The following is an 18,556-nucleotide window of genomic DNA, read 5'->3' on the forward strand; positions in this document are numbered from 1 at the left end:
CCCTGCTCGGCACCATCGAGGACGGCCCGCTGTACGCCATGTCCGTCTCGGACTACGCCGAGACCGAGGGACTTCCCGCGGCCGACCGCACGCCCTACAAGCCCTGGTCCTACGACACCGCCAGCACCAAGCTGTACATCCCGCGACTGGCCGCCGGACAGGACCGCTGGTTCGCCGCCGCGCTCTCGGACGACAAGGGCAAGGCCCCCTCGCGTCTGGCGGTGTTCGCCGAACGACCCCAGCACAAGCGCTGGGAGATGGTCTCCGTCGTCGACCTCGACAGCCCGAAACTGCCGGACATCGCACTCGACCACGACGGGTACGCGACGGCCGTCGCCGCCGACGGCAACAAGCACCTCGCCGCCGACGCCGGCGTTCTGCGTGCCGCGGTGCTCGACAACTTCGCCACCGGCGGCACGCACACCGGGACGAAGGTCTTCACGCCGACCACGGCGAGCAAGCGGCAGATCGAGGTCCACGACAAGACCGGCACCCGCTACGGGGACCAGGGCACCACCGTCTTCGCCGGCGCCGACAACCGCTACAAGGACGCCTACGCCCTCAAGACCACCGACGGCGGCGCGCTAGTTCTCTTCTCCCACATGCACACGCAGACCGACGCCGTCGCGCACTCCGGCCTGCAGATCAACCCGGGCAAGGAGGACTGGGCCTGGCTCCACGATGTGCCCCGCACCTCCATCAGGTACACGTTCGTGTGCAACGACGCCGCCACCGTCCCCGCGAAGGCTGCCCTGTCCCGCCTGATCGGTTACACCTGCGCCCGCACCGATGCCTCCGGCCCGCCGGTCCCGTCCTGGTCGGACCGCGTGTAGACGCACCCGCGCGCCACCTGATGGCCGCCGAACATTTCCCGCCCCCGCTTGCTGCGGAGAGCTCCCTGTCCACTCGCTCCTTCATCGCCCGCCCCACCGTCGGCACGGGCTACACCGGCATCCACGTCCAGCTCGACGGCGTGCCCAGCCACCACCTCCCCCTGCTCCTGGCCGCCTACCAGTACAAGTTCGGACGCGACATCAAGGCCATGTGCCGGCACCTCATCGACGACGTCGCCGTCGGCTGGGACGAACTCGGCACCGATCTCCTCGACGATGCCCCGCCCGCACTCGTGACCGCGCTGACCGGCGGCAACCACTGGCCCAGCCGAACCCTCGACCACCTGGTCACCCCGGACGGCTCGCCGCCGGTACGCCTGTCGGTCACCGACGAGACCGCCGATGCGCAGGACATGGAGTGGGGGTACGTCCTGCACAAGGAGGGCGTCGAGGTGATCAGTCTCCTGCACGAGGACATCGGCCCCATCGTGAGCTGGGCCATCGACCCGCGCACCGCCTTCAACGACCACCCGGCGGCTTGGTCCTCCCGCGACTCCCCGCCCGCTATCCGGGCATCGCGCAGCACGCCGAGTCCGAGCGCTCCTGCCGCAGCCCCGGCAAAGGCCAGCCCCTCGCGCCCCACCGCCCGCCGCTAGCTTTCCCTCGTCTTCCCGGAGCCTTCCCTGCCCCCGCGCACCACGCCCTTGATCACCGTCGTCATCGCCAGCCGCCTGCGCGAAGACCGGCTCGACTACCTGACAGCCATGCATGCGAGCCTGACCCGGCAGTCCGTGCCATGGGAGGCCGTGATCGCGCTCGACGGTGCCTCGCCCAACCGCCTGCCGGCCCCGCTCGCACAGGATGCCCGCGTTCGCACGCTTGCGCTTCCCCGGCCGGTCGGCGCCGCCTGCGCCCGGAACCTGGCCCTCGGCCGTGTGCGCACCCCGTACACCAACTGGGCGGATGACGATGACGAGTTCACCGACGATGCGATGGCTCTACGGCTGAACACCCTGGAGTCCACCGGGGTCGGCTGGTGTGCCGGCTGGAGCGAGGACCAGCACCCCGACGGCTCGACCACCCTGTGGCGCTGCCCCACGCCGCCCGGCCAGCACGAGGCCGGTGACGTGTGGACGTACTGGAAGTCACCGGCGGACACCATCCCGATCGGGCCGACTACGATCCTCGCCCGCACCGACCTCGTGCGCGCCGCGCCGATGGGCGGCCTCGTCCAGGGCGAGGACTACTGCGCGGCCCTCGGCGTCACCGCTCTCGCGCCCGGGATCCTGCTGCCGGTCCCCGTGTACCGATACCGCAAGTGGAACGGGCAGATGACAGCCCAGGTCGGATATGACCAGCTGGAGGCGGCTGCCCGTGAGCACGCCTGGGCGTACGGCCGCAGCCTGCGCGCCGTCCTGCGCGGCGGCGAGGACCTGGTCCGTGACTGAGGCGCAGATCATCCTGGCGCACAGCCGGGAGTCCGGGATCGTCGCCATCGCCTCGGGCGAGCGGTATGCCTGGGCGCACACCGCCCTCGCGGAGAGCGGCTTCCAGCGGGACGACGAGGGCGTCTGGCACCTGCCCGCGGACGGCACCCAGACCACCGTGGTCGACCTGGTCACGTGCGCGAAGCGGCACCGCACCAGCGTGCACACGAGCAGCCGCCGGTTCATCGGCGACGCCGCCCGCGACCTCGCGCGCCTACTGCCCGGCCAGTGGCACGCCTCGGTCGAGATCTACTCGCACCCCGCCTGGCAGGAAGACCTCATCCCCTGGATCTGGGACAGCGGCGAACTCGGCCGCGCCGTCCAGACCGAGCGAATCCCCTACGCCGCGCTCCTCACCGACGCGGTGCAGCGCACCGCGCTGCTGTTCATCGAACGTCCCGGCCGTCAACTCGACTACCTGGTCGGAGCCTTCTCGCCCGAGGGACTGGAAGGGGGCTACGGCGATCCCCACGCCCCGCGCAGCATCGTCCTGCCGCCGCTTGCCGGGCGGGCTGCCCAGGCCCTCACCGGCCGGTACCTCCCCGCCTACGAGCAGGCCGTCCACGCCCGCCAGACGGCGGCCATCGCCGCCGTGCTCGGGGACATCCGCTGCGAGCACGACACCTGGCAGGCCATGAACGCCTCCGGACGCTACAGCGACGCCACCCCGCTGAGCGCCGCCGCTCGCGGCGCCGCGACGGAGTTGTTCCTCGACCACGCCTGGCGCCGTTTCCTGACCGTCGTCGACCACGCCCCGGCGCTGCTCGACCGGTGCCGACCCGCGAGCAGCCCGTGGCCCGACGACGCCGCGGCCCTCTCCCGTCTGGCCGACGCCGTGATCGATGCCGAGACCCTGGTCGACGAGATCGTCCACGGCGGTTTCGTGCCGGAGCAGGAGCGCCGAGCACGCGCGTGGTCGGCCATCGAGACCTGGCTCACTGACGGCGAAACGTTCTTGCGTCAGGCCCGCATCAGCGCACCCCACCGCCGCCCGGCCCTGCCCGTCGCCGCGCCGGCCCGCCCCTTCACCACGGCCCGGCCCGCGCACCGCGGTCCCTGACCCTTCCGCCCCACGCCCCACGCCCCGAGGAGAACACCGCCCCCTTGCAACCCGGCACCCACTTCGCCTTCGGCGACCACGAGGAACACGGCTTCGTCGCCTCCTTTACCGCGTCTATGCCCGCGCACCTCGCCCACTGGTACCTGGAGCGCGAGCAGTTCGAGCCCGTTCCCGGAGAACCCGGCCTGTACCGGCTCAGCGAGCCCGAGCGCGACGGAGTCCGCCGCACCCGCCAAGCCGTCCACGACCTGCGCCGCCACGGCTACACCGTGCAGGCCGACATCTGCCTTGACCCGTCCCTCTCGGCCGGCCCGGCACACCCCGCCCGGCCGAACGGCCTGCGGGAGCGCCGCAGCCGTCTCGCCCAGGCCGCCGCCGGCCGGACGACGCAGCGCTCTACACCGCCCACCACCTCCCCGCCAGCGGCCCGGCCGATCCCGCCGAAGCCCACCTACGCTCCGACCGTCCACCTGACGGCCGCGACCGGCGGGCGGTCCCGATGACACCCGCGAGCCGTCCGGCCCCCGACGGCCCCTTGCCGACCGCTCCCGAACCGACCAACGGGCCACGTGACTTCCGTTTGCGGATGGCGGTCATCGACCGCGAGACCGAGGCCGCGCTCGACATGACACGCGACCGTTACGGCCGTACCGTCCACGCGGGCGCCGCGGCAGCCGCGCGAGCCCACCGCGACAAGGCCGCGGTGGAGGCGTACGCCGCCCACCTCGCCCCGCACGCCGAGGATCCTCACCCGCGAAGTCGAAGAGGCGGCCGAGGACCTCGGCGCGACCGTCGCCGTCCTGCCCCGCACCGCACCCCCGTGCTGCGCGCCCGTCCGCGCCCCGCCGTGGACACCACACCGCCCACGCCGCCACCCGTGCCAGCACCACCGCCCGACACCGCTAAGCCCATGTCCTACCTGGTCTTTACGAAGACGAGCACATGGAGCAATACGCGATCAACCTTGCCATCGCAAACTACCAAGCACGATCTTGAGCTGCCTTGAGCGCCCACCGCCTAGATGATCAATTCAAGGTGTGCCTGCTGAGGGTGCGGGGGCGGGCGGTCAGGCGTCGGGATCGACTTCGGGGTGCGTGAACCGCACGGGCTTGCCCAGCGACCGGGCGTAGGCGATTTCGGCTCGGGTGCTGTCTCCGATGTAGTCGCCGACTACGAGCACCTCATCAGCGAGCCGGATCTTCGCTCGGTGCAGATTGTCGAGTCGAACCTTCAGCGCCTCGGCCTCGACAGGATCGGACCAAAGTTCGTGCGGCGACTTCATGTCAAAGCCCGGCTTGACGACAATCTTGCCGGCTTTCGTCTCCCGCAGATCGGCCTCGGTCATCTCGGTCATGAAACGGGTGGAGCCGCAGATCACGACGATTCGCGGGAGGCCCAGCTGCTTCTTCGCGTCGGCGAGTTTCCCCTCGGGGGTGAGCGGTTGCGGGTATGACACTGGTTCCTCCTGGTGGTGTTCCAAGGGGTGCCTGCGGAGACGAACGACGACATGCTTAAAGAGCATCGCCTACGATCACTGACCCCTTGGAATAGATCGTCTAGGGGCGGCCATGCCAGCCGCCCCGGAGCAGCGGCTACTGCTGACGCTTACTCACGTGTGACACGGCGGTCATGCCGGCGCCGTAGGTGAAGGCAAGGACGGCCCCGCCAGAAGCGACGGCGGTGAGGGCAGGCTGCCCCAGAACAGCGGAGCCGATCCCCGCAACCAGCCCAGCGATGACGGATACCAGAGCAACGACGACAACGTGATACACGCGGTGGTCACAGGTAGAAGTGGTGGCAGACAAGTAGGGCCCTCCCATACTCCGTCGGAGCGCCGTCACCTGAATCAGGGCAGGGTGCATCCTGCGCTGGATTCACGTCACAGCGTCGCCGCCCAGCGGGCGTCGCGATAGGGAAGCGCCGGCCAGGCGCGCCTATCGCTCCTCGGATGGAGCGCCGTAGCGGTTGGCCATCATCACCGATGCACCATGCCTTTCAAGGATCTCGTCGACCACGTCCATAGTAGCCAACCCCACTGACACACAGACAAGTTGGTGACCGCTTCGGGGGAGCCCAAGCGCCGATCTGCAGCGACTCCCACTTACCTGGTCTTCACGCGCGAAGCCTCGTTGCAGGCACACCTCTCCTGGTGGCCGTGCTCCTGGCCAAGCGTCCCGCCCGCCGCACCGCCCTCGCCGGACACCTCGCCAAGCAGCCGCTCGCCGACCCGGCGCTCCCTGGCACCGGCGCGGCCTTCGCTCTCACCGTCCTTCTCGCCGCGCGCCGACGTCTGGGCCCCGCGGGCAGTCGCGGTGCGGCTGGCGCCGGTGCCTGCTTCGAGGCCGGCATAAGACGCCCTGATCAGGGCGCAACCCCCACCTTGCAACCCCTTTGAGGAGATCGAATTATGGCTGTGCGTACGCACTGGACCGTGGAGCACGCCTGCTCCCACCGTGTGGATCATGACCTGTCCAATCGCCCTGCCGACAAGCGGGCAGGCTTCGCCCGCTGGCTCGCGTCGAAGAACTGCACCGACTGCTGGAAGGTGGCGCGCGACGCCGACACCGGGTCCAAGGAGGAGTGGCTCGCGGCCAAGCGGGCCGAGGAGCAGGAGGCAGCCCTCACGTGGGCGAAGCAGTTCGACATGCCGCAGTTGGAGGGCCCGGCCAAGGCCCTGGACTGGGGCGAACGCTCCCGCCACCAGCTGATGACATCCGCGCACACCGAGCTCGTCATCGAGGGCACGTGGGACGAGGCGGACTGGGCGGAGCTGGAGGAGAAGGCCCGCGCCATCACCCGTGCCGGATGGTGGATCGACCAGCGCGACGCCGAAGGCACCGACCTGCTCGAACTCCTCGACGCAGCCAGTGAGGCGGACCGCGGGACGGAGAACCCGTTCCGCTGACGGCGGGGCAACATAGCCGGATAACGCCGGTTAGCCAAACCGGCGTTCCTCCGGACTATTGATGCTCCCACCCCGCCAGCATCTGCGTGGAAGGAACTCATGTCCCAGCTTCCGCCCACCTCGGCGTTCGCACCGACGCCCGACCCGCTCACCCCCGATCGGGATATCACCCACGCCCACTTCCAGGCCGGTGACACTGTCGTCGTCCTGAAGGGGATGGCTGGCGGAGAACTGTGGGGCGATGCGATGCGCGTCGTGGCCCCGTCCTGGCACACCCCGACCGACGAGGACGGCTGGCGGCTGCGTGATGCGACCGGCGGCGCCCAGTCCTACGTCACCGCCCACCCCCGCTACCTCGTGCACCTCTCGCGCCGCTGCCCGGACTGCCTGATCTACCTGCGCGCCATGGAGGATGCCCTCTTTACGCGGTTCACCGACCGCGACGAGCTGATCGACTGCGGCTGGTACACCACCACCGCCCTGGGCCAGCTCGTGCACATCGCGGACATCCGGAGTGGTCGATGACTTCCCCCACGCACCGTCCCGGCCGTTCCGCCGCGCTCGACAGAGCCAGGGCCCGAGCCACCGCATCTCCGGTCGATTCTTCCTGGCCGCTTCACCTGGCCGAAGACCTCCGCGACATCGAGGCCGACTGGAGAACTTCGGCCGAGGTGTGCGCGGATGCTGCCTGGGCGGCACGGTCGGCCGGACACAGCGTCCTGGCCCTGCTGTCCCCGCAGGACGTCACCGCAATGGGCCTTAACCCGATCACCGCCCGCACCTTGGCTCATCTGTACCTGTGCGCCCTGCGGTTCGACTTCCGCTGCCCCACCCTCCAACGCCTCGTCGAACAACTCGCGGAAACCGCGCGTCAGCCGCTGGACTGCTACACGCGGGCCTTGTACGCCTTCGCGCTGCTGGGCCAGTCCCGCCCGGAGGGCCTCGCGGTCATGGACGAGGTCCTCGCGGACGCCGGGCAGCACACCAAGACCCTGCACGTCCTGCTGCACGGGCTGTGGCTCGGCCAGGACCTGGACCACGGCGCGGAGCGTCTCCTGGCCCTCAGCTCCCGACCGGCCCTCGCCACCGGCAGCGACCCGATCGTCCTCTTCCGCGTGGCGGGTGCCCTGCGGCGGCTGGGCCGGTACGACGAAGGGCTGGGCGCCATCGACAGGGCGATCGACTGTCTCCCGCCGGGGGACACCTCGGTGCACGCCGACCTGGTCCGCGAGCGCTCCCTGCTCTGCACAGCCCGCGACCTTCATCAGCACCGGCCGCCCACCCGCACGTCGAGCGGGGTGCCGTCATGATCCCCCGCCTGCACGCGCGGACCCACTCGCCGCGCGACCCGCTCGCCGAGGCACTCGGGCGGCCCCTTTCCCCGAACGAGGGTCTGACGGAGTACACCATCGTCGCCCACTGGCCGGGCCTGGACTACTACACCCCGGATGACGAGCAGAGAACCTGGACGTCCGTTCAGTGGGCCGAGCACCTCGAAGATCCCTACCTGGAGCATCCGTTCACTGCCAGTGCGGACGACGACCGGCGGGCGATCCTCCATCTCGACATCCACCTCCACCCGGACGACCGGGAGCTGACCGGTCCCGAGTGGGCCGAAACCGCTCACCGGTTCGCGCGAGCCGCCGGTATCGAGATACCCGGCGCCGCGGAGCACGGCTGGCGGTGGATCGCCGTCCAGGCACAGCCCGGGCGCCTGGACCTGATCGCCAACCTGATCCACCTCGACGGCACCTGGCGCACCCCGCCCTCAGACATACTGCGGCGCCTTGCGGACGAGGCACGCCGCATCGAACAGGACCTCAACTTGATCCCCGCCCGCACCGGACCCGCGACACGCCCCGCTGTCCGTACGGCGCCCACCGCATCCGCGCAGTTCGCGAGCGTCCTTACGCAGCTCGCCGACGAGCAGGCCGGCCCGCTGGCCACGGTCCGCGGACTGATTGAGCACACCGCTCACCGCATCGCCCGCCAGCCCGGAGCCGCCAGCATCGAAGCAGCACACGGTCTGGAGCTGATCGCCCGCCGGCTCCACGCGATCCAGCAGGACCTGGACACCACCGCGGCCCACCTGGTCCGCCGGTCCCGGATCGCCGCTGCACCGCCCGTAGCCCGGCACACCGCCCACAGATCTCCGTAGGAGCAACGCCTTCTTGCCCCATACCGGCCGCTTCATGGACATCCGCCGCGACTCGAAATCCAGCGAACTCCTCGCGCGCAGCGGGGACTTGGAGGCACACAGCATTCTCCAGCGCGCGGGATTCATCGCGGTCGTCCGCCTCCACGAGACCTACCACCGCGCCCCCGCCGGCCTCACCGAGGACGACGAGTCCCGTCTCGCCACCGATGCCGTAGCGCGCCTGCGGGCTGCCGGGTACCACGTCGACTGCGACGAACCTTTCGACACCGACGCCCGCCCCGCGCGCTATCCCACGCTCGGTACCTCGGTCTCCCACCTCGCCGAACGCCTGCGCGAAGCCACCGACACCGCCGAGGCAGCCGACATCCTCACCGAACTCACCGCGCCCCACGACGGCATCCTCGCCGGGTTGGAGGAAACCCTCGGCGCTCTGGCGGAGTTCTTCGACGAACTCGGCAACGTGACCGATCCGCACACCGCCCGGCGCCTGCGCTACCTCGCCGACGAATACGTCCGCGTCATCCACTCCGACCTCGCGCACACCCGCGAACGGCTGGCCGACCGGCGCGCCCCTCACCCCGGCCGCCGCGCCTGCGCCGAGCGGGTTCCCGACCACGAGCCCGAACGCTCCGCCGTGTGCGCCTGCCCACCCCCGCCGCGTGCACTGCCGGCCCCGGCACCGCCACCCGTCGGTGCCACCCGCCTGCGCCGCTGAGCCCCCGCAACTGCCCAAGGACACCATGCACGACCACGACACCTCCGAGCGCCTCGCCTCGTACGCCGACGTCCTCGCCGGTGAACTCCCCGACACCTGGACCAGCACCCACCTGCCAGCCGACGCCAAGGACGACCTCGCCGAACTCGCCGACCGGATCTGGGACCTGGACATGGTCGCCGCCTCCCTCGCCGAGCACCCGCTGACGCAGGCAGCCGTCCTCAGCCGCCCCGACGGCGCCCAGCTCGCCCTCCTGGACCGGCACGACGGACGCGACGGCTTCCTTCTCGCCGCCGTCGCCCCGCGCGCCCTGCCCGACGAGGCGTACCGCGCTGTCCCCGAGCCCAACGGCATCGCCCTGGCAGACGACCCCTTCCTGAGTGCCGAGCAGGTCGCCGACGATCTGCTCGCCCGCTACGACCGTGCGCTCGCACAGGTCCGGCACAACGCCCTCGGCGGCATCCAGCCCTCCCAGCCGGACCGGATCGTCCTGACCTGGCAGCCGGACGGCAGCGTCGCCACCGCCCCCGCCGACGACCGTGCTGGCACGATCCTCATCGCCCACGGCTTCGTCCAGGACCCGCACAGCGGCATCTACCGCCTGGAGGGCGACGACACCCACGCCCAGGCCCGCGCCCTGCGCGAGATCGGCCCGCAGCTCGACGCACTCGGCATCGGCACTGCCCTCCAGCACCCCGCCGGACGGACCGCGCCCACCTCCGCCCCACCCATACCGCCGGTACCGGCCAGCACCCGTACGCCAACCGCCAGGACTCGATGAACCAGGCGGAGGCCGACGTCGGCATCCGCCCTGCTCCTGACCGGTTACGACGTCAACAGCACGCCCGACGTCTTCGACGAAGCCACCTACCGGTAGGCCATGCACGGCCTCCGCACCCGAGCGGCCCTGTCCCGCCGCACAGCAACCGGCACCGGCCGGCTCCCCGTCGCACTCCGCGCCGGCCCGCCCCGTACCCCGTAAGACGCCCGGGCGGCCCCGGCACCCCACCGGGGCCGCCCAGCACACAGCCCGACTCCCGGAGAAACCCGTAGCACCCCGCACTCCCCCACCGATCAGCAACCGGCTCAAGCCCCGGCTCGCCACCGCCCTCTTCCGCCGCTATCTGCGCGCCTGCATACCGAGCGGCCCCGACCACACCTCCCCTCTGGCCGGCGCCCGCCCGGAGGCCGTCCTCACCGAGGCACAGCGCGTCGGGCAGCGCCACCACCACTGACCGTCCACCGCCCCGGAGGAGCATGTCCCACCCCGCCCCCTACCCGTTGAGACTCGCCGACGAGATCACCCGCCAGCTCGGCCAGCTCGCCGACCACCTCTCCCAGCTCCCTCCGCCCCAGGCCGCGCAAGTCATCGCCCGCGTTCTCGACCCGGACAGCGGAGTCCTCAGGGGCGTCACCCACCTCGTCGCCACCGGAAGCGTTTTCACCAAGGACCAGGCAGAGCGCGGCGCGCTCCCCGCAGAGGTGTGGCTCGCTCTGGGCCGTGCCTCGAACGAACTGCACGACATCACCCTCGACCTGGACGAACACAAGGACACCCTGCAGCACGTCTGCACCCAGCCCGCCACCACTGCGGCGAAGCCCCCAGTGCCCGCACCGCTCGTCGTCCGGCGGCGTCGGTGAAGAAGAAGCAGTGGCAGGGCTGGGGGCCCGGCGAGCAGGCCGAGCAGCACTACCTCGTCCAGCCCCGTGCCCTGGCCGGCGGCGGCGACGTCCGGCACGTCTCGGAGTTCCTGCGCGCCTCGGGCTGGCGGGACAAGTCCAAGCCGGGCGGCCCCCTGCACATGGAGAGCCCGGACCGCACCGTCCGCGTCGCCTACGACCCCTACGTCCTTCCCGGCGGCTGGACCATCCACGGCCGGGCAGACGGGGCGAACGGCGAGTGGTCGGCTCACCTGGGCCGGCAGGCCCCGGTGGAGATCGTCGCCGGCCTGACCGACGCCCTCACACGTCCCCGCTCCGCACACGCCCCCAACGTCTGGGCCCCGCTGCAGGAGCAGAACTGGCACACGCGTTTCGAGGGCGAAAACTACATCGCGACCAGCCCCGACGGCACCGCCTGGCTGCAGTACCGCCAGAACCCCGACGGCACGGCGATGTGGTGGACCGGAGCGCAGGACAAACAAGGCAACGGCTGGACGGCCAACTTCACGCCGAACACCCCGATGCACCTCGTGCAAGCCTTCTCCACCGAACTCGCCAGCCCCGACCCCGTGATGCGCCCGCGCGGACGCGTCCCACACAGCGCGCAGATCCGCACCTGGTCGGTATCCGTCAAGCCCTCCCAACTCAGCGCCTGGCAGCAGGCCCGCATCACGGCCGCCCGAGCCGCCACCTGGGCCCGCAACAGCGCCCGAAGCACCGGACCGCGCACCACCGCCCGCGCCCACGCCGCCGCCGGCGCACGAACCCGCCGCTGACCACGACACCCACCACCCCAAGGAGCCCGATGCCCGCACTCACCCCGGACACCATCCGCGCCGCGACCGACACCCTCTGCCGTCTCACCGAATACCTGCGCGAGAACCCCGACCCCAAGGAGGCGCTCGCTCTCGTCGAGCCCCTCCTCGACGAATACACCGGCCTGCCCATCCAGCTCGGCGACACCCTGCGCGCCCTCGCCCGCGCCGTACAGAGCCACCCGAACACACCGCACAGCGAGAAGATCAGCGATCTGGTCACCGAGCTGCGTGCCGCAGCGTGGGTGCAGACCGACCAGTACATGCTCCACTACGTCCTGGACGAGCTGCGCAAGGTGATCGTCAGCGCCGCCTCGAGTGAGCCGGGGTGCGGTCGGTGCCGCTGAGCGAACGGCAGCTCGCCGGGTTCACCGAAAAGCACGCCTGGCAGATCCCCTTCGACACCAGCCCCCGCCACCTCGCCGGCCCCGGGGATGCCCGCCACGTCACCCACGGCCTGGCCGCCGCCGGATGGAGCGCCGTCTCCGACCCTTTGAGTGCCGAGATCGTCCTGCGCAGTCCCGACCTTCGCCACAGCCTCCAGTTCGACCCACAGTCCACCACCTCCGCATGGTGGCGGCTGCGGGCCGAGCCCACCGACACCGAGCCCGGCTGGTACGCCGAATTCGGTGAACTCGTGCCCGCCGAGGTCCTCGCCGGCTTCACCGACGCCCTCATCGCCCCGCCGCCCCAACAGTCAGACCCGTGGCAGCCGTTGACCTCGGCAGGCTGGCACCGCGACTCAGACGGCACGACGAAGTCGCCGGACTCCATGTGCCACATCGAACTGCGTCCGCTAAGCGAATTCAGTGGCCGGTCGTCCTGGCACGTTGAGACCTGCGAGCCCGGCGACGGGCAGTTCCCCGGCCCGCGCATCTGGCACGCCTACTTCGACGAGGACGCCCCGGCCCACCTCGTCGGATCGTTCCTCACCGCGCTGGCCGACCGCAGCCCGCTCCAGCGCGGCATGTACGACCGCACCGGCCACTACAACGCCGTGCAGGAGCCCAGCCCGCTGCGCCCACAGCAGGTGGTCGACGCCCACACCGCCCGTATCGAGTCGCTCCGTGCCAGGGCACGCTCCGCCCTGCGGCAGCAGACGAAACCCGCACAGACCCCGGCGCAGGCCCACACCGCCCAGTCGGCCGCCCGCCGCTGAACCGACAGGACCCTCCCATTCCCGCCGATCACCGCGCCCACCGCGCCTTCCTCCGCCACCTCGACGCCTACGTGAACGACAGCAAGAAGTTCCTCGACGCCTGGGACACCTACTCCGACGAGCACACCGACCTCGACGGCTGGCCCTACGACGACCACGCCTACGGAAGGCGCGCGAGCCAGCGCGACGCCGACACCGCCGAGGCGTTCGAGCCGCTCCGGTACGGCGCCCGTCACCTGCTGGCCACGGCCGAGACTCAACTGGCTGACCTGCCGGAGGATGCCGTGCAGAGCCGCTGGGTCTACCAGTTGGGCGTCCTGCGCGACGCCATCGACCGGCTCGACGAACTGCACGATCAATGGCTGGTCACCCGCGACGCCCTCCCCGCTACCGCCAAGCCCGGCACCGCCGACTTCGACGACGCCCTCGCGGAACATCGCGCCGAATCGTGGAACTACCTCGACGACTGGGCCACCCACGGCAAGGCGCTCCGCGAGATCAACACAGCCGCCCGCAAAGCCCCTTCACCCCTGGCTCCCACACCGACCCCGGTCCCGGCCACCGCGCCCGACCGGCGAGCTGCGGCACGGAAGTGAGCATGCCCCAGACCCCCGAGACCGTCGAGGTCGACTTCGTCACGCCGCGCCACCTGGCCGGCGGTGGTGACCCCGCATGGATCACCGTCCCCCTGCACCGCGCCTGCGGCTGGAGCCACGGCAACGACCCCTTGATGCCCCGCGTCATGCTCTCCAGCCCGGACCAGAAGGCTCTCCTGCGCCTGGAACCCGACCCTGACGGACAGTGGTGGACCCTCAACCATGCTGCGGAACCGGACAGGGCGGCCTGGTACGCGAGTTTCGGCGCCCGCACCCCGGTCGAACTCATCGCCGCCTTCACCGACGCCCTCACCGACCCCGCCCCCGCCGCGAGCACACCCTCGGATCCGTACGAACCGCTTCGGCAGAGCGCGTGGCAGCCCCCCACTATCGGGGCTGACGGCCTCGTGTCGCCCGACGGAACGGCCTACGTGCAGCGCCTGGGAACCGCGCAGGAGCCGGGAGCCTGGTTCGTCACCGCCTCCCTCGGCCCGGAGCGAAAGCCGGTGTGGCAGGCCCGCTTCGGCGAACACACCCCTGCACGACTGGTCGCCGCGTTCACCACCGCGCTCACCGATCCCCACCCCGCAGCGCGTACCGACAGCTTGCGCAGTCTTCCGACCCGCGACCCGGACGTCGTCACCCGCCGGACAACGGACGTCCTCGCCGTGCACGTCGCCGCCGCCCTGGAAGAACGCGTCCACGCCCTCGCGGCCCGCCGCACCCTTCCGCCGACGACTCCAAGCTCGCCGCGCCAGCCGCCGGCCAGGAAGAGCCGCAGCCGCTGAATGCCCCGCCCCCGCCCGGAAGGCACGTAACTCTTTGCCCCCCGCCTCCTCCAACAGTTCCACCGACGGATACGACATCGTCCTGCGCCTCCTGATCGGCGCCGCAGCCGTCGTCGTCCCCCTGTCCCACCTCGCCTGGCTGTCCGGCAACATCACCGCCTCCCTCACCGGAGCCGGCTGGGCGCCGTACCAACCGACCAACGCCCTGCTCCACCCCGAGCGCCTCTGGCCCCACGCGGGAGAAACGCCCCTGCTGATCGGGGCACGCATCGTGCCCGTTCTCCTGTTCCTGGCCCTCGGGACAGCGGCGGGCATTTTGTGGGCCCGGCACAAGAACCGCAGCGGCGGCCGGAAGAAGAAGATCACCGGCATGGCCAAGGCCCGGGACATCGAACCGCTGATGGCCAAGGCGATCACCGACAAGGCCCGCTCCCTGCGCCCGAGCCTGAAGGACGCCAAGCACATCGAGGCCCGGGACACCGGCATCCTCCTCGGCAACCTGCAGGGCACCAAGCACGAGATCCGCATGGGCTACGAGGACGTGGCCGTCGCCATCATGGCGCCCCGCTCGGGCAAGACCACCTCGCTCGCGATCCCCTCCATCCTCGCCGCGCCCGGCCCGGTCCTGCTGACCTCGAACAAGGCCGCCGGCGATGCGTTCACCGCCACCTACGACGCCCGCGCGCGCGTCGGGCAGGTGTGGGCGATGGACCCGCAGCAGATCGCGCACGCAGCACGCGAGATGTGGTGGAACCCCTTGGCGGACGCCAAAACTCTCGACGGCGCCGGGCGGCTGGCCGGCCACTTCCTCGCCGCCTCCGTGGACGCCAGCCAGCAGGGCGACTTCTGGTCCAAGGCCGGATCCAACATTCTCGCCCAGCTCTTCCTCGCCGCGGCCCTGGACGAGCGGCCGATCACCGACGTCATGCAGTGGCTGGCCTTCCCCGCCGACCGCACCCCGCTCGACATCCTCCGCGACCACGGATTCACCGCCGTCGCCGCCCAACTCAAGGGCACCGTGGAAGGACCGCCGGAAACCCGGGACGGCATCTACGAGACCGCCCGCCAGTACGCCGCCGCGCTGCTGAACAGCGAGATCGCCGCCTGGGTCACCCCGCAGAAGGACGTCGCCGAGTTCCGGCCCGCCGAGTTCGTCACCTCCACCGACACCCTCTACCTCCTGTCCAAGGACGGCGGCGGAGGCGCGTCAGCGCTGATCGCGGCGTGCGCGGACTCCGTGATGCGGGCCGCGACCGCCCAGGCCGAACGGGCCGGCGGTCGGCTCGACCCGCCGATGCTGGCGATCCTGGACGAGGCCGCCAACGTCTGCAAGATCAGCGATCTGCCGGACCTGTACTCCCACCTCGGCTCACGCGGGATCATCCCGATCACGATCCTGCAGTCCTACCGCCAGGGCCAGAAGGTCTGGGGAGACGCGGGCATGGACGCCATGTGGTCAGCCGCGACCGTCAAGGTCATCGGATCCGGTATCGACGACCCGGACTTCGCGGACAAGCTGTCCCGGCTGATCGGCGACCACGACGTCGAGACCACCTCCACCTCAACGTCCGAGTCCGGGAAGTCGACGTCCGTGTCGATGCGGCAGGAGCGGATCCTGCCCGCCGATGCGATCCGCGCCCTGCCCAAGGGCACCGCCCTGGTCTTCGCCACCGGCATGCGCGCCGCGATGCTCGACCTGCGCCCCTGGTACGCCGAGCCCGGAGCCGGCGAACTGGCCGCCGCCTCTGCCCGTGCCTCCACGGCGATCACCGCCCGTGCAATCACGAAGCACGCACCCAGCCAAGCCAACTTTGGATCGGCAGCATGAGCAGGACACGCCTGGACGAAGCCGATGAAGTGCAGACGGGCGCCGAGGACAGATGTTGGCCCGAGCACGGCCTCGTCACTTGCCGCGGGGATGCGGGTGCTTCGAAGGGGGACAAGTTGGGGCTGGCCACGTGATACTCGACCTCTTCGCGGGGCCGGGCGGCTGGAGCCGAGCACTGGGTGTCCTCGGAGTGCGCGATGTGGGCCTGGAGTGGGACGAGTGGGCCTGCAAAACGCGCGCGGTCGCTGGTCAGTTGACAATCCGGGCCGACGTGGCGATGTATCCGACGGGGCCCTTTATCGGCCGCACGAGTGGGCTGATCGCTTCCCCTCCGTGCCAGGCGTGGAGTATGGCTGGCAAGCGCCTCGGTCTGGTGGATCAGCCGCTGGTGCACGCGGCGGTCGAGGACTTGGCCGCCGGGCGGGACACCCGCGAACGCCTCCTCGCCGCGTGCCGTGACGAGCGGTCGCTGCTGGCGGCTGAGCCGATTCGCTACCTCCAGGCGCTGAACACGGTCGGCGAGCCTGAGTGGGTGGCTATGGAGGAGGTGCCGGACGTCCTGCCGCTGTGGAAGCAGTACGCGGCCGTCCTGCGCGGATGGGGTTTCTCGGTCTGGTGCGGGATCCTCAACGCCGCCGACTTCGGGGTTCCGCAGACGAGAAGGCGGGCGATCCTGCTCGCCTCCCGCGTCCGTACGGCACAGCCTCCCACGCCGACGCACTCCCAGGTCGAGGAGCCGGAATCCCTGTTCGGTCCGGGTCGTGCCCGTTGGGTCAGCATGGCCGAGGCCCTGGGATGGGGCGCGACCGACCGGCCCGTCCCGACCGTCTGCGCTGGCGGCGGGCCCGGCGGCGGACCCGAACCGTTCCCTTCCGGCTCGCGAAAGACGCTGTCTGACGCCCGGGAGCGCGGCACCTGGGTACCCCAGCCGGACGGAGTGGTCCTGCAGTCCCGCCGGGAACAAGCCGGTTGGGCTGCCAAGCACGGCACCCGTGAAAACCGCGCCGCCAGCGCCCCTGTGCCGACCTTCACCGCCGAAGCACACCGATGGTCTTGGTCCCTACGCAGCAACAACCAGGCCAACGCCACCGTCCGCCCGCTGTCCGAGCCGGCAGGCACGCTGTTCTTCGGACACCGAGCGAACGAGTGCACCTGGGTTGCCGAACCGGCGTCGGCTCTGGCCAACGACACGGACGCGCCGGCGGTGCCGGAGCCGATCCGGATCACTGCCCGGGAGGCCGGCCTCCTGCAGACCTTTCCCGCCGACTACCCGTGGCAGGGCAACAAGGGCCAGCAGTTCTCCCAGATCGGCAACGCCGTCCCCCCGCAGATGGCCGCGCACCTGCTCGCTCCACTCCTCGACAAGCCCTTCAGCCCCGACGACTTCACCCTCGCAGCCTGATGCCCTACACCACCCCCGATCCCGACGAGGAAGACGACCTCGACCGCGTCCCGGCGCCGAAGCCGGTCCATTACGCCGAACAGGCCCTGCTCGGCGCCCTCCTCCTCGAACCGGCACGTCTGGCCGACACCGGCACCCTGGCCGCCGACCACTTCGACAACCACGCCCACGCCAACCTGTTCACCGCGATCCGCACCCTTCCACCGCCCGACCCCGACGACCACGCCAAGGACACCGCCTGGCTCAACCAAGTCCTGGAGCGTGCCCGCCCCCACGCCCCCGGCCTGAACGCCTCCTACCTCCACGCCCTCATCCAGTTCTGCCCACAGCCCAAGCACGCCGCGGCCTACACCCGGATGATCCGCGCCGACCACGCCCGCCGAACCCTGCGCCTGCACGCCGAACGCCTCGCCCATACCGCCACCGACCCAGCCGGGCCCGACCCGGCAGCCGCCACCCTCATGCAGGCCGACGCCCTCGGCCGGGCCCTGGACGACCTCGCCGGGCAGTTCGCCCCACACCCCGGCTCCCTCCCCCGCACCACACACAGCGGGGATGTCCCACGGCAGGCTGGCGAGGAGGAACTGGACGAAGAACGTCTCCTCCTGGCCACCGCCACCGCCTACCCGGCGAATGTGCAGCAGATGCGGTGGCTGGCCGCGGAGGACCTCATCCTTCCGCTGCACGCCGCCGTCTGGCAGTCCGTCACGGCGCTGGTCCACCGCGGTGACATGGTCGACCCGATCACCGTCCTCGGCGAGGCCCAGCACCACGGACTCCTCACCGACTCCCTCACCCCCCGCGACCTGATGGCGCTGGTCTCCACGCCCGCCGGCTCCCCCGAGTACTGGGGCGAGAAGATCCTTCAGCGCGCCCTCCTCGCCCGCGCCCACACGGTCGCCGACCGGATCACCGCCTACACCGACGACCCCGCCAACACCCCCCACCAGCTCATCACCGGCAGCCGCCGCGCCCTGGCCGACCTCAACGCCTTGCGTACCCGCTGGAACCGCGCCACCTCACCCACCCCCGCGTCCGCCACAAGTGCACCCGCACGATCCGCGCCGCTTCCCCGGGCCGGCCCACCACACCGGCCAGCCCTGTCCACCGCGCGCACCCACCGATGACCTCACCCTCCGGGCCCGGCC

At 71.1% G+C, this 18,556-nt stretch carries 21 protein-coding genes; 20 read left to right on the forward strand and 1 reads right to left on the reverse strand.

What is annotated here, in order from left to right:
• Window positions 1-38 precede the first annotated feature (38 nt).
• The 5 genes from ACIP94_RS14515 to ACIP94_RS14535 all read left to right on the forward strand — a co-directional run bounded on the left by ACIP94_RS14515 (window position 39) and on the right by ACIP94_RS14535 (window position 3,883).
• Window positions 39-833, forward strand: coding sequence for a hypothetical protein (locus ACIP94_RS14515; protein WP_402424509.1), 795 nt, complete (start codon window positions 39-41; stop codon window positions 831-833).
• A 140-nt stretch (window positions 834-973) separates the two neighbouring features.
• Window positions 974-1,489 (forward strand): hypothetical protein, encoded by a 516-nt coding sequence (locus ACIP94_RS14520; protein WP_402424958.1) that lies wholly within the window; start codon window positions 974-976, stop codon window positions 1,487-1,489.
• Window positions 1,490-1,537: 48 nt separating this feature from the next.
• Window positions 1,538-2,281, forward strand: coding sequence for a glycosyltransferase family 2 protein (locus ACIP94_RS14525; protein ID WP_402424512.1), 744 nt, complete (start codon window positions 1,538-1,540; stop codon window positions 2,279-2,281).
• Window positions 2,274-3,380 carry a hypothetical protein gene (locus ACIP94_RS14530; RefSeq protein WP_402424515.1) on the forward strand — a complete coding sequence of 369 codons (1,107 nt, stop codon included), beginning with the start codon at window positions 2,274-2,276 and terminating at the stop codon, window positions 3,378-3,380. Before ACIP94_RS14525 ends, ACIP94_RS14530 begins: the two co-directional genes overlap by 8 nt.
• Window positions 3,381-3,424: 44 nt before the next feature.
• Window positions 3,425-3,883: a hypothetical protein gene (locus ACIP94_RS14535; RefSeq protein ID WP_402424516.1), complete on the forward strand. Its 459-nt coding sequence runs from the start codon at window positions 3,425-3,427 to the stop codon at window positions 3,881-3,883.
• A 563-nt stretch (window positions 3,884-4,446) separates the two neighbouring features.
• Here the strand turns inward: ACIP94_RS14535 and ACIP94_RS14540 are convergent.
• Complete coding sequence (locus ACIP94_RS14540) at window positions 4,447-4,836, reverse strand: hypothetical protein (protein WP_366841935.1); 390 nt, start codon at window positions 4,834-4,836, stop codon at window positions 4,447-4,449.
• A gap of 951 nt (window positions 4,837-5,787) precedes the next feature.
• Here ACIP94_RS14540 and ACIP94_RS14545 point away from each other — a divergent pair.
• From ACIP94_RS14545 to ACIP94_RS14615, 15 genes are all read left to right on the forward strand, one after another.
• Complete coding sequence (locus ACIP94_RS14545) at window positions 5,788-6,285, forward strand: hypothetical protein (RefSeq protein WP_189925632.1); 498 nt, start codon at window positions 5,788-5,790, stop codon at window positions 6,283-6,285.
• Between the two features lie 99 nt (window positions 6,286-6,384).
• Window positions 6,385-6,810 (forward strand): hypothetical protein, encoded by a 426-nt coding sequence (locus ACIP94_RS14550; protein ID WP_189925631.1) that lies wholly within the window; start codon window positions 6,385-6,387, stop codon window positions 6,808-6,810.
• Window positions 6,807-7,595, forward strand: coding sequence for a hypothetical protein (locus tag ACIP94_RS14555; protein WP_402424520.1), 789 nt, complete (start codon window positions 6,807-6,809; stop codon window positions 7,593-7,595). The genes ACIP94_RS14550 and ACIP94_RS14555 overlap by 4 nt, the downstream gene beginning before the upstream one ends.
• Window positions 7,592-8,443, forward strand: a complete 852-nt coding sequence (locus tag ACIP94_RS14560; protein ID WP_402424523.1) for a relaxase/mobilization nuclease — start codon at window positions 7,592-7,594, stop codon at window positions 8,441-8,443. Before ACIP94_RS14555 ends, ACIP94_RS14560 begins: the two co-directional genes overlap by 4 nt.
• 13 nt (window positions 8,444-8,456) lie before the next feature.
• Window positions 8,457-9,158 carry a hypothetical protein gene (locus ACIP94_RS14565; protein WP_402424526.1) on the forward strand — a complete coding sequence of 234 codons (702 nt, stop codon included), beginning with the start codon at window positions 8,457-8,459 and terminating at the stop codon, window positions 9,156-9,158.
• Window positions 9,159-9,183: 25 nt separating this feature from the next.
• Entirely contained in the window at window positions 9,184-9,939 is a 756-nt protein-coding gene (locus tag ACIP94_RS14570) for a hypothetical protein (RefSeq protein WP_402424529.1), read from the forward strand.
• 476 nt (window positions 9,940-10,415) lie between these two features.
• Window positions 10,416-10,799 carry a hypothetical protein gene (locus tag ACIP94_RS14575; protein ID WP_402424532.1) on the forward strand — a complete coding sequence of 128 codons (384 nt, stop codon included), beginning with the start codon at window positions 10,416-10,418 and terminating at the stop codon, window positions 10,797-10,799.
• A complete protein-coding gene (locus ACIP94_RS14580) occupies window positions 10,796-11,596 on the forward strand; it encodes a DUF317 domain-containing protein (protein ID WP_402424535.1) in 801 nt (266 codons plus the stop codon). Before ACIP94_RS14575 ends, ACIP94_RS14580 begins: the two co-directional genes overlap by 4 nt.
• Window positions 11,597-11,625: 29 nt before the next feature.
• The gene (locus tag ACIP94_RS14585) at window positions 11,626-11,982 is read left to right on the forward strand and encodes a hypothetical protein (RefSeq protein ID WP_366841944.1); all 357 of its coding nucleotides are present in this window, start codon (window positions 11,626-11,628) and stop codon (window positions 11,980-11,982) included.
• Window positions 11,973-12,794, forward strand: coding sequence for a DUF317 domain-containing protein (locus ACIP94_RS14590; RefSeq protein WP_402424541.1), 822 nt, complete (start codon window positions 11,973-11,975; stop codon window positions 12,792-12,794). Before ACIP94_RS14585 ends, ACIP94_RS14590 begins: the two co-directional genes overlap by 10 nt.
• A gap of 71 nt (window positions 12,795-12,865) precedes the next feature.
• Window positions 12,866-13,390, forward strand: a complete 525-nt coding sequence (locus ACIP94_RS14595) for a hypothetical protein (RefSeq protein WP_402424543.1) — start codon at window positions 12,866-12,868, stop codon at window positions 13,388-13,390.
• Between the two features lie 2 nt (window positions 13,391-13,392).
• Entirely contained in the window at window positions 13,393-14,178 is a 786-nt protein-coding gene (locus ACIP94_RS14600) for a DUF317 domain-containing protein (RefSeq protein WP_402424546.1), read from the forward strand.
• Window positions 14,179-14,212: 34 nt separating this feature from the next.
• Complete coding sequence (locus ACIP94_RS14605; protein WP_402424549.1) at window positions 14,213-16,006, forward strand: type IV secretory system conjugative DNA transfer family protein; 1,794 nt, start codon at window positions 14,213-14,215, stop codon at window positions 16,004-16,006.
• A 130-nt stretch (window positions 16,007-16,136) separates the two neighbouring features.
• Entirely contained in the window at window positions 16,137-17,408 is a 1,272-nt protein-coding gene (locus tag ACIP94_RS14610; protein WP_402424551.1) for a DNA cytosine methyltransferase, read from the forward strand.
• The gene (locus ACIP94_RS14615) at window positions 17,408-18,535 is read left to right on the forward strand and encodes a DnaB-like helicase N-terminal domain-containing protein (protein WP_402424554.1); all 1,128 of its coding nucleotides are present in this window, start codon (window positions 17,408-17,410) and stop codon (window positions 18,533-18,535) included. Before ACIP94_RS14610 ends, ACIP94_RS14615 begins: the two co-directional genes overlap by 1 nt.
• The last annotated feature ends 21 nt before the right edge of the window (window positions 18,536-18,556 follow it).

Origin of the sequence: Streptomyces sp. NPDC093261, assembly GCF_044753645.1 — a bacterium.
In the GTDB taxonomy this organism is placed as follows: domain Bacteria; phylum Actinomycetota; class Actinomycetes; order Streptomycetales; family Streptomycetaceae; genus Streptomyces.

What these genes read in the sequence shown, in the direction of transcription:
- ACIP94_RS14515 (WP_402424509.1), top strand. Translation starts at nt 39, where the DNA reads ATGTCCGTCTCGGACTACGCCGAGACCGAGGGACTTCCCGCGGCCGAC.
- ACIP94_RS14545 (WP_189925632.1), top strand. Translation starts at nt 5,788, where the DNA reads ATGGCTGTGCGTACGCACTGGACCGTGGAGCACGCCTGCTCCCACCGT.
- ACIP94_RS14550 (WP_189925631.1), top strand. Translation starts at nt 6,385, where the DNA reads ATGTCCCAGCTTCCGCCCACCTCGGCGTTCGCACCGACGCCCGACCCG.
- ACIP94_RS14555 (WP_402424520.1), top strand. Translation starts at nt 6,807, where the DNA reads ATGACTTCCCCCACGCACCGTCCCGGCCGTTCCGCCGCGCTCGACAGA.
- ACIP94_RS14560 (WP_402424523.1), top strand. Translation starts at nt 7,592, where the DNA reads ATGATCCCCCGCCTGCACGCGCGGACCCACTCGCCGCGCGACCCGCTC.
- ACIP94_RS14570 (WP_402424529.1), top strand. Translation starts at nt 9,184, where the DNA reads ATGCACGACCACGACACCTCCGAGCGCCTCGCCTCGTACGCCGACGTC.
- ACIP94_RS14575 (WP_402424532.1), top strand. Translation starts at nt 10,416, where the DNA reads ATGTCCCACCCCGCCCCCTACCCGTTGAGACTCGCCGACGAGATCACC.
- ACIP94_RS14585 (WP_366841944.1), top strand. Translation starts at nt 11,626, where the DNA reads ATGCCCGCACTCACCCCGGACACCATCCGCGCCGCGACCGACACCCTC.
- ACIP94_RS14600 (WP_402424546.1), top strand. Translation starts at nt 13,393, where the DNA reads ATGCCCCAGACCCCCGAGACCGTCGAGGTCGACTTCGTCACGCCGCGC.
- ACIP94_RS14615 (WP_402424554.1), top strand. Translation starts at nt 17,408, where the DNA reads ATGCCCTACACCACCCCCGATCCCGACGAGGAAGACGACCTCGACCGC.